Here is an 18,479-nt window from a genome sequence, read left to right as displayed (position 1 = left end):
CTCTTGTCTTCTACTCTTACTGTTCTATATTTGGAATAGAAAACTAAATTTAGAATTGTATGAGGAAATTTCTTCAACTTTTTTTCCTGATCCTATCTGCAGGTCTGGTTGCAATTTCGGCTAAACAGGCACTTGCATCTTCAACGGAAGTTGCATTGCAGGTTGTTAAAGGTCAGGTCCTGGATGCGGAGACCAGCGATCCGCTGCCAGGCGTAAATGTTATTATCGAGGGCAGCACACAAGGCACAAGTACCAATGCTGACGGAAACTACGAGATCAGTGTACCCGATGGTAACGCCGTCTTGGTTTTCAGTTTTGTAGGTTACGAAAAACAGCAAGCCTCCGTAGGAAACCGGACGGTGATCGACATCAAGCTTGCAGTGGATAGGAAATCGCTGAATGAAGTAATCGTAGTTGGTTATGGTATTCAGAAAAAATCCGATCTGACGGGCTCGGTTGCGTTGGTGAGCAATGATGAGATCAAACAATTGCCGGTCGCCACATTGCAGGAAGGCCTCCAGGGCCGGGTAGCGGGCGTGCAGGTTTCGCAGGTAAGCGGAGCCCCGGGCGCCAATCTAACTGTAAGAATTCGCGGCAGCAATTCCATTCAATATGGCAATGATCCATTATATGTGATCGACGGTTTTCCGATCAATACCGGTTCCAGTACCGGTAATGTGGGTGCCGGAAGTAATTTTGGACAAAACCAGGGAACCAGTCCGCTGGCATTTATTAATCCGGATGACATCGAGTCGATGACGGTTTTGAAAGATGCGTCAGCCACGGCGATCTACGGAGCGAGGGGTGCCAATGGCGTAGTGATTGTGACAACCAAAAAAGGCAAGGCCGGAAAAACGCAGATCAACTACGATATGTATTACGGGGCTCAGCAGGTCCTTCGCAAGCTGCCAATGCTCAATGCGCCGGATTGGGCACGGTTGGACAGGGAATTCTGGGCCGTATTCCGAAAAGGAAGCTTGATTTCCCGGGCCTATACACCCGAGCAGATCGCCCAAATGGACGAAGGAACAGACTGGCAGGATGCCATCTTCCGCACCGCACCGATCCAGAACCATAACCTTTCCATCAGTGGAGGAAATGAGAAAACCCGGTTTTCGTTGTCAGGTAACTACTTTGACCAGCAGGGTATTGTGATCAATTCCAGGTTCAGGAAAGGCTCGTTGTCGCTGAATTTAGAGCACAATGCAAGCGAGCGGTTTAAGATAGGTACCTCCATTATCGCGAGTTACATTCAGGACAATGCAATTCCACATACCAACACCAGTCAGGACGAACCCAGTGTAATTTACGCCGCTCTTGCAATGGTACCCACGCTCCCGGTGCGCAATCCGGACGGTACCTATTCGTCGCAGGACAAAGTCTGGACTACCACAGGCATTTACGCAACACCCAGCACACAAAACCCCGTAGAAGTGGCAGAAAGAATGAAGTACCGGAAAACCAATAACCGGATACTGAGCAACTTTTATGCGCAATACAACCTGGCCAAAGGCCTTACAGCCAAGGTGACCCTGGGTGCGGATATTTCCAATGTCCGGCTCAACACATTTATCCCGTCGGATTTTGTGATTTCAAGAGGTACGGGTGGGGAGGCCTCCATGGGAACGAATCAGATTTTGAACTGGGTCAATGAAAATACCCTGAATTACACCACTTCATTGGGCGAAGACCATCATTTCAGCGCACTTGCCGGGTTTACCGTGCAGCGCGAAAAAGCGGAAAGTTTCTCCACTTCTTCCCAGGGCTTCTTTACCAACATTACCGGTTACGACAACATTGGTCTGGGTTCCGCACCGCAATTTCCATCTTCCAATACTTCACGCTGGTCGCTCGTATCTTTTCTGGGGAGAGTCAATTACGATTATCAGAGCAAGTACCTGGTCACCGCTTCGGCGCGTTACGACGGTTCCAGCCGCTTTGGGAGCAACCACCGTTTTGGATTTTTTCCTTCCATGGCACTCGCCTGGCGGGTTAGTCAGGAGGATTTCCTGAAAGACAACAACTGGATTACCGACCTGAAATTACGGACCAGCTACGGCCGTACCGGTAACCAGGACATCCCGTTATACCGCAATGTGCAGACGTATGGACAGACCAGTCAGTACAATTTCGGAAGCAGTTTCGTGACGAGCATTGCGCCCGGCTCCATCGTGAACCAGGACATGAAATGGGAAAGTACGGATCAGGTGGACGCAGGGATTGATATCAGCCTTTTTGGAAACCGTCTGACCATTGTAGCAGATTATTACTATAAGGTAACCAAAGACTTACTTTTTAACGTGGCCATTCCAAGGCAGGGTGGCTTTACATCTGCTTTGATGAACATCGGAAGCGTACGGAACAAAGGACTGGAACTGGGGGCCAGCTGGAAAGTGCTTGACAAAGCCGTTAAATGGGATCTGTCCGGAAACATTTCCTTCAACCGCAACAAAGTCCTGCGTCTGGCCGACGCCGACCGGTTTTTCGGCCCGGTGGTGAGCAGCTACTTACTTAGGAATAACGGCGGTGCAGCCACCATTGTCAAAAAGGGTGAACCGCTCGGGGTTTTCTGGGGAAATATATTCGACGGTCTCTGGCAAACACAGGAAGATTACAACGCAGGCCACATGGCTAAAAACCTGAACTCAGGCCCGGGCTTTGAAAATTACCGCGACGTAGATGGAAACGGCGTTTTTGAAGAAGGCCTGGACGAAACCGTTGTAGGCGATCCAAATCCGGATTATGAATTCGGAGTAAACAGCCTTTTGACTTACAAAGGATTGGAGCTGAGCCTGTTTGTGAACGGCGTACAAGGAAATGACATTCTAAACCTGAACCTGATCGACCTTACCACGCAGGTAAATGGTAAAAACGGATTGGATGTTTACAGAAATGCGTGGACCGGGCCGGGAACCAGCAATACCATCGCCAAAATCGATCGCCCCGACGGCAGGAATGGCGGGTTTCCGAACCGGGTAAGTTCCAACTACATTGAAGACGGTTCCTTTGTGAGTCTGCGCAATGTGACCCTGGCCTACAACATTCCGCTGGCAAAGCTTAAAGCGTTCAACAAGTTGCGCGTTTATGTTGCCGGTGAAAACCTGGTGATGCTCACTAAATATTCCGGGTTCAGTCCGATACGTGGCATTGACCTCAATAACTACCCGCTTGCCAGGACTTACCGCGTCGGTCTTCAGCTTGGTTTTTAATACCCATATTCTTTTAAAATACTACGATCATGAAACGTTTGAAACATATACTGATCTTTTCAATAGCTATTTCGGGTTGCTTTTTCTCCTGTGAAAGTTTTCTCGACGAGCAGCCTTATTCTGAGATTAGCAGTGAAAATTTTTATAAGACACCGGCCGATGCCCAGGCCGGGATCAATGCCATTTATTCCAATCTGGGGGGCTATTACAGCAATAATGTCTGGTATGTCGGGGATGTATCTACCGAAACGGCAAACCGGGGCGAGCTGACGGGCGGGCTGGATGTGCTGGAATTTGTACCGACCGATCCTACCTTCCGCGATGTCTGGACAGTGATGTACCGGGGGATTAACTTTTCCAATGCCGCATTGAAATCCATCCCGGCCATTACCATGGACGAGGCATTAAAAAACCAGTATCTGGGGGAAGCCAAGTTTCTGAGGGCATTGTATTATTTCAATCTCGTCCGTTCGTTCGGGGATGTGCCGCTCATTACGGAACCTACGGTGGATGAATCCAATAACCTGCTTCCACGCACTTCAAAGGATGAGATTTACCAACTGATCGAAAAAGACCTGACTGAGGCAGAGGCTGTTTTACCAAAAAACTATGCAGCCGCCCAGACAGGCAGAGCTACAAAGGGAGCCGCACAGGCGCTGCTGGCAAAAGTATACTTAACCCGTCAGAACTGGCAAAAAGCACGCGAAACGGCGCAGCTTGTGATCAGCAGCGCTACTTACAGCCTGCTGCCCGATTTCAAAAGTGTTTTTGAGGTAACCAAAGAAAATAGTGCCGAACATATCTTCTCCGTTCAATTTAAAAGCGGAAATGTGCAGGGTGTGACCAGTGTGAATTCTTCTTCTTTCGCTTCCCGCAATCCGAATATCCTGCTCAACGGTGCGATCTCGGGATCGGCTGTGGCGGCTGAGCGAGGTTTTTACAGTTCCGTACCCGATCATTACCGCAAAAGAATTACCATGGTGGATTCATTCCCCAGCATCTATTACCCCGAAATCACCGCCAAAGGCAAGGCGCAGGCCGGGCCGGCCATTATGAAGTACTGGGATCCGAATTTCGGGAAGGCAACCGGCGGCGATGCAAACTGGATCGTGCTCCGGTACGCGGATGTGCTGCTCATTTTTGCCGAAGCAGAAAACGAGCTGAATGGACCCACGGCAGCAGCTTATGTAGCAATCAACAAAGTAAGGCAGCGCGCCCGGGATGCCAATGCAAACGGAACTCCCGAGCCGGCCGAACTGGCCGCTTTGCCGGACCTGGCCGGACTAACGAAAGCCACTTTCAAAGCGGCGGTGCTCGATGAGCGGAGAATGGAACTGGCCTTTGAAGGAGAGCGGCGCTGGGACCTGCTCAGGACGGGTACTTACATGGAGGTGCTCAAAAATAGTGGTAAAAACGCGGAGGAGCGGCATTTGCTTTTCCCGATACCTTTTCTTGAAATCCAGGCCAATCCTGCATTGACCCAGAATCCGGGTTATCCCCAATAGTCTGTTTTTTAAAAAAATATATACCGAAGCAATTATTACACTAGAAAAAAACGCAAATGGAATTAAGATTGAATGGAAAAGTTGCACTGGTAACGGGCGCGTCAACAGGTTACGGCGTGGGAATAGCGGAAGCGCTGGTCCGGGCGGGTGCGAAAGTTTATATCACGGCACGTTCGGGAGAAAAATTAAAGGCAGTCGGTGCGCAGATCGGCGCCGTGCCCATCGTCGCCGACGTGACTAAAAAGGAAGATTGGGACCGCGTTTTCGCACAGATCAAGGATGCTGAAAACAGGCTGGACATCTTAGTAAACAATGCAGGCGGGGGAGGAGAAATCCTCGAAATTGCCGACCAGCGTGACGAAATAGTCGAAGAAGTGATTGCACTCAACCTCACCGGTGCCATTTTCGGCTGCATGCGGGCTGCAGCAATCATGCGTGCGCAGAGCAGCGGTACCATTATCAATATTTCGTCCATTTGCTCGGTGCAGGCCTGGGGAGGATGGGGCGTTTATGGCGCAGCAAAAGCAGGATTGGATCAGCTGACCAAACATTTGTATGTTGAAATGCGGCCGTTTGGCGTGCGGGTAACTTCCCTCGTGCCTTCCTGGGGCGCTACCGATTTCAATACTGCCGCGAAGCTGGACGCTTTTTCCGAAGACATCGCGTCAAAATCCATTCAACCGATCGAAATCGGCAACATTGTAGTGGATGTATGTACATTACCCGCGCATCTTGTGATCCCTGAACTTCGCCTTTTGCCGCTGGTGCAGGAAATCCAGGCTTACTAGTTTTTTATGAAAGCATACGATCTGATTGTGGTGGGTGGAGGCAGCGGAGGAATTGGTGCCGCACTGGCTGCTGGGCGTCTGGGCTTGCGGGTGCTCCTGCTGGAAAAGCAGAATTACCTGGGCGGGAATGCGGCCCAAAGCGGCGTGTCCGTCTGGGAAATGGGCGTAGGCGGGACCGGTATTCCGTTTGACATTTATAAAAGGCTGAAACAAAAAGATAAGGCAGTCGGCATTTATAGTTTCGCAAAACACCGGAAATGGCAGCTGCAAAGCGGTGAAAGCCCATTACATCCTGGTGCCGAGTTGTTACTGGACCCTTCTAAAAAATACCGGGATACCCTGCTCAGGCACGGCTCAGAAACCGGCATTTTGAACGAAGCTTTTGTAAGAGAATATTGGCACGGTGTTCCATTTGAACCCGCCATTTACCAGCAGGTTGTAGAAGAAATGCTGCTCGAAACCGGGAATGTTACTGTTCTGAAAAATACCGCATTCCAAGCCGTCGAAAGCAGCAATGGTGTGGTAGCATCGGTTACGCTCAGCAATGGGGAAACGGTTTCGGCACCTTTGTTTATCGATGCCACGGATTCCGGTCATTTGTGCAGGTACCTTGGCTGTGAAACCATGTTCGGGCAGGAAGCAAACGATGTTTTTAACGAACCCGGCGCGCCGGAAAATGCCAGTTCAAGGATTAATGGCGTTTCGCTGATCTACCGGATCGGGCTTAGAGAAAAAGATGAGGCAAATAGTTTGGATCAGGAATTGGAAAGTAACGTGCCTTGCTGGTGGGCGGAAAGTTATCCGGTAGCAAGCATTGTTCAGTATCCAAATGGTGATCTGAATGTAAATATGTTGCCGACCATGGAAGGTGTGGATTTTGTGCAGTATGCTGATTATCAGGCATCTTATGAAGAATGCAAGCGACGGGTTCTCGCCCATTTTCGGCATCTAAAATCAACCTATGCCCCTTATGCTGATTACAAACTGTTGTGGATGGCGCCTGCATTGGGCGTCCGGGAAGGGCATCGGGTAGTAACGCAGCAGATTTTAACAGAGCAAGATATCCGGGGTGGCCTTGTCCAACAACTTGGTGAGCCAATCGTAACCATTGCCGACCACGCGCTGGATACCCACGGAAAAAGTACCGGACGTGCGGGCTGTGCGGAGCTGGATATGCCTTACGGGGTTCCCTATCCCTGCCTTGTCCCGAAAGGTTTTTCGAACTTACTAATTGCCTCCCGGGCGGCAGGTTTCAGTTCGCTGGCGGCATCGAGTTGCCGGCTTTCGCGGACGATGATGCAACTTGGGCAGGCGGCCGGAACAGCGGCTTACATTGCTTTGCGGGATTCCGTCGATTTCCCGAATGTAGGTTATGCGGATCTGAGCGCTTCGCTGGTTGCCCACCACGTGCAGCTGGAATATCCTGCTCCGGCAGAATTGGAAGCTTATCTTGAAATGGAGTAAAAAAAGTATCGCATGATGAGTACCATTGATATTACGGTCATCCTGGTTTATATGCTTGCCCTGCTCGGTTTGGGTTTGTGGGTGAGCTTTACCAATCAGCAAAAGAAGAGCAGCGACTTGTTTTTAGCCGGAAGGTCGCTGAACTGGCCGACGATCGGGTTATCGATTTTTGGTACCAACATTAGTCCGCTTAACATTATCAGCGCCTGCGGATTAAGCTATTCTTATGGGATGATCGCCTGCAATTTCCAGTGGTTTGCATGGCTGTACCTGATCCTTCTGAGTGTCGTTTTTTTGCCTTATTATTTAAAACACGACATCCAGACCATGCCTCAATTTATGCTGCGGCGTTACAACGAATCGTGCCGGAAAGCGCTTTCCTGGATTGTATTTTTGCAAATTTCCATTGGCGCGGGTTCGGTCGTGTATGCGGGGTCCATGCTGGTTAGCAAGCTGGTTTCACTGCCCGTCTGGCAATGCGTGATCATGCTTACGCTCTTTTCGGTAAGCTTTACCATTACCGGCGGTTTAAAAGCCGTCGCATTAACCGACTCATTTCAGTCCATTGTTATGATCCTGGTTTGCAGCGTCATCGGTTTTCTGGCGTTAACCCAGATCAAGGATTGGAGTGTTTTCGAAACGGCGCTCCATGCCAATTACTGGAAACTGCTCCGGCCGTCTGATGACCCGGATTATCCCTGGCAGGCGATCATTGTCGGGTATCCCATTATGTCGATCTGGTACTGGTGCGCCAATCAGAATATTGTTCAGACGACCTTGGGAAGCAAAAGTTTAAATGAGGGCAGAAAAGGCGTATTGTTTTTGAGTTATCTGAAACTCCTTGTGCCGTTGCTGTTTATACTTCCCGGCATTATCGCCAGGGTAGTGATGCCCGACCTGGAAAAGCCCGACGATGCTTTTCTGATGATGATTTACAAATACCTGCCACACGGACTGATCGGACTTGCCATCGCCGTTTTGATTGCGGCGCTGGTAGGGACGGTTACGGCGATGTTCAATTCCGGCAGCGCGGTTTTTACATTGGATATCCTTCCCAATTTCCGCAGATCGTCTGCGCCGCCTTCCATTGGCATGAGCCGGTGGGTGATTGCCGGGCTGGCTGGCTTGTCCATGCTCATTGCAGTAGGATTGGACCGGGTCGAAGGTTTTAATTTATTCGAAAAAATCAATGCGATCTTCTCATTCCTGTGCCCCTCGCTGGTAGCGGTGTTTATCTGGGGTGTTTTCTGGAAAAGGATCTCTTCGAAAGCCGCATTCTATACATTGATCATTGGTAACATTCCCTGCGTGATTATCAGCATCTTATACCTGTCGCAATATCCCAGCAAAGGATTTTACCCGAATTTTTTCCTGATCTCCTTTTATCTCTTTGTAGCAATGAGCGTGCTGCTGATCGGATTCTCCTATCTGTTTCCGGATACCGACGGGGCGGAGCGTCCTGTTTTCAGCCGGAAAGAATATAAGGCGCACGAACTCTCACCTTCGTTGCGATGGGGCTGGTCGGTGCTGGCGGTGATCATGGTGAGCCTGTATATTTATTTCAATTGACTGTTCCTAAATCCTGAAAATATGAATAAGTGCTTTTATATTATGCTGTTTGGGTTTCTCCTGTTTCTTAATGCGATAATCTGCGCACAAACGACCTGGTACATTGCCCCGTCCGGAAATGACCAGAACCCCGGAACACTTGCGAAACCATTTAAAACGGTTGGAAAAGCATTGGAAGTTTTAAAGTCACAGCCAAAAAGTGCTCCGGCAGTTTACCGGATTGTATTAAGAGGTGGATCTTATCCGATAGCAAGTCCGATCAAAGTAGACGAGTCGCTGAAACTGGATCCCGAGAGCAGCCTTTTGATTGAAGCTTACAAAGGAGAAGAACCCATTTTATCAGGCAATAAAAAAATAGAAAGCAGCTGGCAAAAAGCAGGCGATAATCTCTGGAAAACAATGGTGTCAGATGATTTTACCCAGCTTTTTATCAATAAAAAAAGAGCTGTCAGAGGACGGTATCCCAATGATGGAAAATGGCTGGAACCGGATTCGGTACTCCTGAAATCCAACCGGCTTGTATTTGCAGGAAAGATCCCGGAAGATTTTGGAAAAATCAAAACCGCCGAGTTGCACATCACGGGTGTCTGGCATTATGTGCGCCAATCTATCAAGGAATTTAATATTAAAACCCAGTCGGTGCTCACCAATCAATATCCCGGTCCGGAATGCAGTTCCACCATGATCAACACCCGCGACCGTGCGCATTTTGAAAACGCATTGCGTTTCGTGGATGCGGAAAATGAATGGTTTCTCGACAAACAAACAAAGGAGCTTTTCCTTTTCAGTAAGACCAATCCTGCCACAAAGCGAATCGAATACCCAGTAGCTGAGCAGCTTGTGCAGGTTACCGGAAAGCGGGGAGCAACAATGGGCATCATCTTTATTCAGGGTATCACATTTACAGGAACGCGATGGGAAATGGGCGTAGCCGAGCGGAAAGGGATACAGGCAGGTTTTTGGGGTACCGAAAAAGGCAAGCCGGTATACGCACCAGACGCAGCGCTGATGCTGGAATGGACGCATAATAGTATTATCAGCGACTGTAAGTTTGTAGGATTGGGCGAAGGCGCGATTACGCTTGGGTTGGGCTGCTTTCAGAACCAAATCGTCGAAAACCGGTTTGAAGATGTGGGGAGTAATGTGATACAGGTCGGGTACCGGGCCAGTTATGTGGGCGAGGGGCACCCGCTGCACAAGGATTTTACTGATCCGCAGGAGGTATCGCATCATAACCTGATCCGCAATAACCATTTGAGAAACTTCTCCACTACCGACAAAGGCTCGGTGGGCATTTGGGTCGGTTATTCTCACCATAATCAGATCGACCATAACCTGATCGAGGATTTTCCCTACTCGGGAATGAGCGTAGGCTGGTACTGGAGTGACGAGACCAATATGGTCAGCACCAACTGCCATAGCAATATCATTGAATGGAATGAAGTAAGGAACGGGATGAAGTATTTGTCCGACGGCTCGGGTATTTATCTGGTTGGAAGTCAGCCCGGTACCAAGGTGAATGATAACTGGGTTTATGAGATCGGCGGGGGATATCTGCAGGCAAACGGGATCTACATCGACGAAGGCGGGGCTAAGATGGAACTTGCCCGCAACTACATTCATGATCTGCGGAATTCCGACAAAAGTACTTCATCCATTCACCTGCATAAGAACAATGTAGCCAGTATGCAGATCCACGATAATGGCGGGGATGCGCATTTCAAAATAGAGGTAAATCCTACCAATCCGCACAGCAAGCGCATTCATGTAAGCCCGGTCAAACCTGAAAATCCTGCATTGTTCGGTTTGCAAAGTAAATCAGGAACTGCGGAACCGATTAAAACGATCAAACAAAAATGACAAGAAGCGAAACGATACAACGGTTCCGGGATAATCCCAGGGTTCCGGTGCTCATTGTGGGTGCGGGCATCAATGGGGCTGGACTTTTCCGTGAACTGGCGCTCAACGGGATCGACGCATTGCTGATTGACAAATCGGACATTGCGGCCGGGGCGAGTTCTGCACCTTCGAGGATGATCCATGGCGGGCTTAGGTATCTGGAAAACAGGGAAGTACGACTGGTGAAAGAAAGTTTGAAAGAGCGCAACCTGTTATTGAAAAACGCGCCGCATTACGTGAAGCCGCTGCCGACCGTTATCCCGATTTTCCAATGGTTTTCGGGGTTGTTGAATGCGATACCGGTGTTTTTGGGATTCAAAGGGAAATCGGTGAACCGGGGCGGATTCCTGGTGAAAATCGGGTTGAGCGCCTATGATTTCTACACCCGAAAACAGCGCGTCATGCCAACGCACCGTTTTCAGGATAAAAAAACCGCACTGCAATTCAGGCCGGCACTGAACCCCGCCATCGTCTGTACCGCCATGTATTACGATGCTTGGATCTCTTATCCCGAGCGCCTTTGCCTTGAATTGTGCCAGGATGCATTGGCTTCCAATGCAGGTTCGGGGCTACTGAATTATTGTTCACTGGCGGGGAGCAATGCGGAAACTGGCGAGGTTTATTTGAAAAGTGAACTTACCGGCGGCACTTTAACCATTCGGCCGGATGTCGTCGTCAATGCAACCGGCGCGTGGATCGATTTTACGAATGCATCTTTACAAGCCAAAAGCACTTTTATCGGCGGCACGAAGGGTTCTCATTTGATGATCAACAATGCGGAGCTCATGAAGGCGACGCAGGGACAAATGTTGTATTACGAAAATTCGGAGGGCCGGATCTGCATCCTTTTTCCTTTGCATGGAAATGTGCTGGTGGGTTCGACAGATATTAAAATAACCAACCCCGAGGAGGCCGTGTGCACGGACGCAGAAGTAGCTTATATGCTCGAATCGATCCGGCAGGTTTTTCCCGACATTAAAATAGACCCTTCGGAGATCGTTTTCCGGTTTTCGGGCGTGCGGCCTTTGCCTCACAGCGGCGCTGATATTACGGCGCAGATCAGCCGGGACCATAGTCTTCCTATCTTACCCGCCACGGAGCGGCAGAAATTTCCGGTATATTCTATGATCGGAGGCAAATGGACCACTTTTCGTGCTTTTGCATCGCATACAACGGAAGAGATCGCGAAGTTTTTGAACCTGGAAACAAAAGCTTCTTCGGAAGATGAAGTCATCGGCGGAGGCAGGGACTTTCCGGCTCAGCCTGAGGAAAGGGAGAAATGGATCAGAGAACGGCTACGGCCTGCATTGTCGGCTGGCCGCCTGGAACAATTGCTGGAACGATACGGAACAAATGCCGATCATGTCATCTCTTATCTTCTTCAACCGGATAACAAGCCTTTGAGAAATCACCCGCAATACAGTACTGGTGAAATGCAATACCTTATTGAAAATGAGTTTGTTGAGCACCTGGACGACCTTGTTTTACGGCGTACTTCATTGGGTTTACGGGGCGAATTGTCCCGGGCTTTGCTTCAAGAATTGGGTGAAATATTAATGCAATCAAAACCCGGACTGGCTGGAAATCCAGACGGCGAAATCGAAAGAACCTTAGGGATTTTAAATAAAAAACACGGAGTTAACCTTTAATCAAATGATGTTTTTATCATCCAAAGTACGGCTGAACCGGATGTTCAATGCGTCCGGCAAATGCCTCGACGTGGCTGTTGATCACGGGGTATTCAACGAATACGGCTTTTTAGACGGTCTCGAAAATATGGACGAGGTCATCGGCCAGCTGGTAGAGGCAGGGCCAGATGCCATTCAAACCAACTACGGACAAAGTGACATTTTGCAGCGTATCCCTGGGAAAAGCAAACCGGCGCTTGTGATGCGGGTGGATGTAGGTAACCCTTACAATGCGCAAACGCATAAAGTCATGTTCAGTGCATTGCAAAATGAGGAAGAACCGATCCTGGAAGCGTTGCGCATGGATGCATCCTGCATTGTCGTGAACCTGCTGTTATTGCCAGGCGAACCCGATTTGCTCAGGCTGAGCATCAAAAATATCAGCCGTCTTCGCGGGGTATGTGAAAAATACGGGATGCCGATGATGATCGAGCCGTTGGTAATGAAGGGAAATGATGCGCGGGGAGGTTATCAGGTAGACGGAAATAAAAGCCTGATCGTGCCCCTGGTAAGGCAGGCAAGGGAGCTAGGCGCCGATATCATCAAAGCAGACCCGACCGACCATGTGGAGGATTACCATGAAGTAATCGCCGCGGCGCGCTGCCCGGTACTGGTCCGCGGGGGTGGAAAATCGGACTTGCCCGAGCTTTTTCGCAAGAGTCATGGCCTGCTGCAACAAGGTGCAATGGGGCTGGTATATGGAAGAAATGTGTACCAGCATCCCAATCCGGCACAAATCGTCAAAGCCTTTATGGCCATGATCCATGAGGACGCGACGCCGGAACAGGCATTGGCTATTTATCAAAATGAAAATTAACGTGTCGCATGGATTTGACTGCAGATTATGAAACAGTCCCAATGCTGATCGGCGGTAAGTGGATCAGCAAAACGGATGGCAGTTTCGGTAACGTATATAACCCATCGACAGGCGAGATCATTGCCCGGACGCCTATGGGAACGGCGCTGGATCTTGACCAGGCCGTGCAGGCAGCGAGTGCCGCATTTCCGGCCTGGTCGCAATTGCCTGCGCCAAAAAGAGCGGATGTGCTGTTCCGGTACCGGTATCTTCTTGAAAAAGAAATGGAAGCCATTGCCCGACTGATCACCATTGAAAACGGCAAGACGATTGAAGAGGCGCGCGGAGACATCCGGAGGGGATTTGAAGTCGTGGAATTTGCCTGTGGCATTGCACAGTTGCTGAAAGGCGAGAACCTTAGTCAGCTGGCATCGCAGATCGATGGGATCACCATGCGAGAACCGCTCGGGGTTTGCGCCGGCATCAGTCCGTTTAATTTTCCGGCGATGGTACCCATGTGGATGTTCCCGCTCGCGATTGCCTGCGGCAATACATTTATCTTGAAACCCAGCGAAAAAGTACCGCTCACAGCCGTGCGGCTGGCCGAAATGTTCCAGGAAGCAGGACTTCCCGACGGCGTTTTTAATATCGTTCACGGAGGAAAAGAGGTAGTCGATGCAATTTGCACACATCCCGGTATTTCGGCGATCAGCTTTGTAGGTTCTTCACATATAGCCAAATACGTGTACAGTCTGGGTACTGCGCACGGAAAACGGGTGCAGGCAGGTGGCGGTGCAAAAAATGTGCAGCTGGTTATGCCCGACGCAGACCCGGAATCTGCAATCAGGGCGATCACCGGGGCCGCTTTCGGATGTGCCGGACAGCGTTGTATGGCCGGATCGCTGTTAATGGGGATCGGCGAGATCGCGGTACCGTTGAAAGAGCGACTTTCCATTGTGATGAATTCGCTGAAAATGGGCGATACATCTGCCAGTGATAATATTGATATGGGACCGGTAATCGACGATTTGGCCCAGAATAGAATATTAAAATGCATTGACCAGGCCATTGAAAAAGGCGTGGGTGTGGTTTGCGACGGACGTAACAATATCCCGGAGAAAGGTTTTTTCGTAGGCCCCACATTGATCGAGCAAGTTTTGCCAGAAATGCCGGTTTTTCAGGAGGAAATATTCGGCCCCGTTTTGTCGATGCTTTCGCCAAAAAGTCTGGAAGAAGCGATTGACTGGCTGAACCGGCTTCCGTTTGGAAATGGCGCGACGATTTACACCACAAATGGAGCGGCTGCCCGACAATTTAGTCAGGGTGTCAAATGTGGAATGATCGGGGTGAATGTGGGCGTACCTGCTCCTATGGCACTTTTCCCATTTTCGGGATGGAATGATTCGTTTTACGGCGACCTGCATCTTCAGGGAACGGAAGGTGTGATGTTTTTTACCCGTCAAAAAGTGGTGCTCTCCCGCTGGGATAACAACTATCAACGCTCACAGGGATGGTAGCAGCAACATTTCATGAATTCAATGCACCTGCTTCGGTGGTGACCGGGGCGGGTGTTATCACCCAGCTCGCCGTTTACGCGCAGCGGTTTCACGCAAAGAAAGTTCTCTTGGTAACAGATGCTTATCTGGTCCGTACAGGCCTTATTGCCAATGTTTCGGAAGCGTTAAGTGCCGAAAATATTGAGTCGTTCATTTTTAGCGGCGTGCAGCCGGATCCGACTGTCCGCAATGTTGAAGCAGGCCTGCGCATTTTCCGCGACAGCCAAGCCGACCTGATCGTTGCAATCGGCGGAGGAAGCCCCATTGACGCGTCCAAGGCAATTGCTGTTCTGGCCAATAATGATGCGCCGCTCAGCGAGTATGCGGGTTATCACAAGATCCCAAATACCGGGGTGCCGCTGATCGTCATACCAACCACAGCCGGAACAGGCAGCGAGGCGACCAAGGTAGCGGTGATCACAGACGAGGAGCGACATGTGAAAATGATGATCCTGGACCGGCACCTCATGCCGACAATCGCCCTGATCGACTTTGAACTTACCCTGTCCATGCCGCCGGCACTCACTGCCTATGTGGGTGTGGATACGCTGACGCACGGGATCGAAGCCTATGTTTCCCGCAAGGCAAATAGAATGACCGATCCGATTGCATTGTCTTGCATTGGCTTGGTGAGCAGGCATTTGGTTTCAGCCTGGGAAAATCCGGGTGACCGGGAAGCCCGGGAGGGAATGTCTGTTGCAGCCTGCCAGGGCGGAATGGCTTTTACCAACAGCAGCGTTTGCCTGGTCCATGGCATGAGCCGGCCGCTGGGTGCACTGTTCCATCTGGCACATGGATTGTCGAACGCGGTTTTGCTGCCAGCCGTAACGCGCTTCTCATTACCGGGTTCGCTATCGAGATATGCCAATGTTTCGCGCACAATGGGTCTCGCAGATAGTAAGGATTCCGACCAAAACGCTGCTGAAAAGTTGATAGCTGGTCTGGAAAGCTTAAATGAAAAGTTGAAAATTCCGCGACTCAGGCACTGTCTTGAAATGGACGAAAAGGAATTTTGGAATGTCTTGGATAAAATGGCCAAGGACGCGCTGGCTTCGGGTAGTCCTCAGAATAACCCGGTTGTTCCTTCTCATGATGAGATTGTAAAACTGTATCGCGAGGCCTGGTAAAAATCCCGGATCTTGCATTAAACTGACTTTGACCAATGGGCAAGTACCTGCTAGGACTAGACAGCGGCAACACGATCTGCAAAGCGACGATTTTTGACACCGAGGGAAATGTGGTCGCAACCAGTTCCGCCAGAATACCTTCGTACCATCCTGCCCAGGGACATCACGAGAGAAATCTAACGGAACTTTGGGAGTATGCCGCAAAAACAATCCGTAATGTAATTGCCAAAGCAGATATTTGGCCGGGAGAAATTGCGGCTGTCGGGATTTGCGGTCACGGAAACGGACTGTACCTTTTGGATAAACAGAAAAAAGTGCTGCGCGGAATCCAATCTGTTGATACGCGTGCCGCCGGAATTTGCGCGGAATGGGAGGCGGCCGGGCTAGCGGACAAAGTATACCCGTACACCCGTCAAAAGCTTTGGCCTGCTCAGACCAATTCCTTGCTGGCATGGCTTAAAAAAGAGGAACCAGTTACCTACGAAAAAATAGGTACCGTATTTCTCTCAAAAGACTATCTCAATTTCTGCCTCACCGGCGAAATTGCCTCCGATTACTCGGATATGAGCGCAACTAATTTGTTGGATATCGAGAGAAAAAACTATAATCCTGCATTGCTGGATATGTATGGTCTCGGGGATCTGCTCCCCGATTTGCCCATGCTCAAAAAAAGCTACGAAGTGATAGGAAAGGTCACCGCGAATGCAGCCATTGAAACCGGCCTCATGCCGGGTACGAAAGTGGTAGCCGGGATGATCGATGTTTGTGCCAACCTGATTGGAAGCGGTATTTGCAGCCCGGGACAAATTGGTGTGATTGCGGGAACTTGGAGTGTGAATGCGACGCTCACTGACAAGCCTTTGGTAAATAATGATCTGGCTATGAGTGCATTGTTTGCAAGTCCACAATACCATATCAGCATTGAAGCGGATGCCAGTTCCATGACAAACCTGGAATGGTTTGTCGACCAGTTTTGCCCGACAGAAAAGCGGCGTGCGAAGAAGGCTGGCATTTCAGTGTTCCAGATTTGCGATCAGATGGTAGCTGCGCAGGTACCCAGGCAGGATGCGCCGTTTTATTTGCCGTACCTATATGGAGGTAATATCCATAAGAATGCCAAGGGCGGTTTTTTTGGGCTCTCTGGCTGGCATACGAAGGCTGATATGTTATGGTCACTGTACGAAGGAATTGTTTTCGGGCATAAATATCACATAGAAAAGCTGCAGAACGCGGGCATTCAGAATCGTAGTGTGAGGCTGACCGGCGGAGCATCGGGGAGCGGGATCTTCGGACAACTCTTTGCCGATGTTTTGGGTATGGAGGTAGAAATATGCAGTTGCAGAGAGACAGGTACCTGGGGCGCCGCTTTTAGTACAGGCATTGGTGCAGGGCTTTATAGTAGCTTTCAGGAATTAACACCGGACATAAAAGTCGTTTTCGAGCCGAATTTGCAAAATCAGGCATTATATCAGCTGCGGTATGAACTTTACAAGGTACTTGCAACAACGATTCCGGAGGCGATCAAAAAAGGATGGCACAAGTCATTCTAATTTCTGAATAAGTGAACTTTGAATCAGATGAAAAACATATTTTTCTTAGTACTCATCACTTTTACCGCCTTTGGCCAGCAAAAAACAAGCCTGGTTATTAATCGAGAGGCGATCAAAATCGATTCATTGTTGTGGGATCTTGGCCAGCTGAGCAAGGCGCCGGAAGTGGAGTGGCTGGATAAAAAAAGTCCGGTCCATACCTTGCTTTACAAAAGTGTTGCTTACGATGGCCACCCGACTCAGGTGTTTGCTTATTATTCTAACCCGAATTTGTTGAACGGAATAACCAACCGTAAAAATAAATTTCCGGGCATAGTACTGATCCACGGAGGCGGAGGAAAGGCTTTTAAAGAATGGGTGGAAAAATGGGCATCAGAAGGTTATGCGGCTATAGCGATGGATTTGTCGGGAAACGGTGCGGATGGTAAAAAACTGGCGCAGCCCGGGCCGGACCAGTCCCAGGAACAAAAATTCGATAAAATGGGAAAGTCGAACCCGAAAGATATGTGGAGCTATCACGCGGTTGCAGCATCTATTCAGGCACATTCGCTGCTGCTTAATTTTCCCGAAGTCGACCAGGCTAAAACGGGTGTGACCGGCATCAGCTGGGGCGGTTACCTGACTTGCATTGTTGCTTCGCTCGACAATCGTTTCAAAGCCGCAGTGCCGGTTTACGGATGTGGATATTATGACGAATCGGATGTATTCAAAGTGCCGCTTAACCATCTTTCGGAGGATGTCCGGCATAAATGGATGCGCTATTTCGATCCGTCTGTATACCTGCCGTTTGCGAGTCCGCAGTTTTGTTTTGTCAACGGGAACAAGGATAAATTTTACAATGTGGTTACTTACAGTAAAACGTACAATTTGGTAGCTAAAAATAAGCGTCAGGTCCTTTTACTGCCCGAGATGAAACATAGCCATGAATGGGGCTGGGAACCACATGAGATCAGGTATTTTATGGAAAATATTCTGGAAAATAAGGCGCCGCTGACCATGGTAACCGACATGCCGAAAGGAACTGATGAAGTCAAGGCATCGTACCAGGGACCCGTTTCTTTGTGGTATGCAGATTTTTATTATTCAAATGACACGACTTCGACCAATGAGGAAAGAGTCTGGCTGAAAAAAAAGGTAAAGATTGACCCGGAAACGCGCACATTATCGACTGATATGCGGACAGAAAACTTTAAGTACGGTTTTTTTTATACCAAAGATCACCGGAATATTTCCGCATCAAGCGAGTTTATTTTCAACTGAAAAATTTCATCTGCCTTCGTGATTTCCGGCACTTTGTTTTAAAATACTCCCTGTTCACTGGACAGCCA

At 49.5% G+C, this 18,479-nt stretch carries 12 protein-coding genes; all 12 read left to right on the top strand.

From position 1 onward, the window contains the following. Window positions 1–59: 59 nt before the first annotated feature. The 12 genes from LZG72_RS22175 to LZG72_RS22120 are packed head-to-tail and all read left to right on the top strand — an operon-like array spanning window position 60 to window position 18,411. Window positions 60–3,209, top strand: coding sequence for a TonB-dependent receptor (locus LZG72_RS22175; RefSeq protein ID WP_233877242.1), 3,150 nt, complete (start codon window positions 60–62; stop codon window positions 3,207–3,209). A 29-nt stretch (window positions 3,210–3,238) separates the two neighbouring features. Next, a complete protein-coding gene (locus LZG72_RS22170; RefSeq protein WP_233877240.1) occupies window positions 3,239–4,714 on the top strand; it encodes a RagB/SusD family nutrient uptake outer membrane protein in 1,476 nt (491 codons plus the stop codon). A 56-nt stretch (window positions 4,715–4,770) separates the two neighbouring features. Beyond that, window positions 4,771–5,502 (top strand): SDR family oxidoreductase, encoded by a 732-nt coding sequence (locus LZG72_RS22165; protein ID WP_233877238.1) that lies wholly within the window; start codon window positions 4,771–4,773, stop codon window positions 5,500–5,502. Window positions 5,503–5,508: 6 nt separating this feature from the next. Further along, entirely contained in the window at window positions 5,509–6,966 is a 1,458-nt protein-coding gene (locus LZG72_RS22160) for an FAD-dependent oxidoreductase (protein WP_233877236.1), read from the top strand. Window positions 6,967–6,978: 12 nt separating this feature from the next. Further along, window positions 6,979–8,535 (top strand): SLC5 family protein, encoded by a 1,557-nt coding sequence (locus LZG72_RS22155; protein WP_233877234.1) that lies wholly within the window; start codon window positions 6,979–6,981, stop codon window positions 8,533–8,535. 21 nt (window positions 8,536–8,556) lie between these two features. Then, entirely contained in the window at window positions 8,557–10,395 is a 1,839-nt protein-coding gene (locus LZG72_RS22150) for a right-handed parallel beta-helix repeat-containing protein (RefSeq protein WP_233877232.1), read from the top strand. Further along, complete coding sequence (locus LZG72_RS22145) at window positions 10,392–12,083, top strand: glycerol-3-phosphate dehydrogenase/oxidase (RefSeq protein WP_233877230.1); 1,692 nt, start codon at window positions 10,392–10,394, stop codon at window positions 12,081–12,083. Before LZG72_RS22150 ends, LZG72_RS22145 begins: the two co-directional genes overlap by 4 nt. Window positions 12,084–12,087: 4 nt before the next feature. Continuing rightward, the gene (locus tag LZG72_RS22140; RefSeq protein ID WP_233877228.1) at window positions 12,088–12,939 is read left to right on the top strand and encodes a class I fructose-bisphosphate aldolase; all 852 of its coding nucleotides are present in this window, start codon (window positions 12,088–12,090) and stop codon (window positions 12,937–12,939) included. 8 nt (window positions 12,940–12,947) lie between these two features. Then, window positions 12,948–14,435 carry a CoA-acylating methylmalonate-semialdehyde dehydrogenase gene (locus tag LZG72_RS22135; protein WP_233877225.1) on the top strand — a complete coding sequence of 496 codons (1,488 nt, stop codon included), beginning with the start codon at window positions 12,948–12,950 and terminating at the stop codon, window positions 14,433–14,435. Further along, entirely contained in the window at window positions 14,429–15,601 is a 1,173-nt protein-coding gene (locus tag LZG72_RS22130) for an iron-containing alcohol dehydrogenase (protein ID WP_233877222.1), read from the top strand. The genes LZG72_RS22135 and LZG72_RS22130 overlap by 7 nt, the downstream gene beginning before the upstream one ends. Window positions 15,602–15,636: 35 nt before the next feature. Next, a complete protein-coding gene (locus LZG72_RS22125) occupies window positions 15,637–17,151 on the top strand; it encodes an FGGY-family carbohydrate kinase (RefSeq protein WP_233877220.1) in 1,515 nt (504 codons plus the stop codon). A 27-nt stretch (window positions 17,152–17,178) separates the two neighbouring features. Then, a complete protein-coding gene (locus LZG72_RS22120; protein WP_233877218.1) occupies window positions 17,179–18,411 on the top strand; it encodes a S9 family peptidase in 1,233 nt (410 codons plus the stop codon). Window positions 18,412–18,479: the final 68 nt, after the last annotated feature.

Origin of the sequence: Dyadobacter sp. CY323, from assembly GCF_021390245.1 — a bacterium.
GTDB lineage: Bacteria > Bacteroidota > Bacteroidia > Cytophagales > Spirosomataceae > Dyadobacter.
The sequence above is the reverse complement of the archived record's forward strand: the minus strand, read 5'-3'. Positions and strand labels throughout refer to the sequence as shown.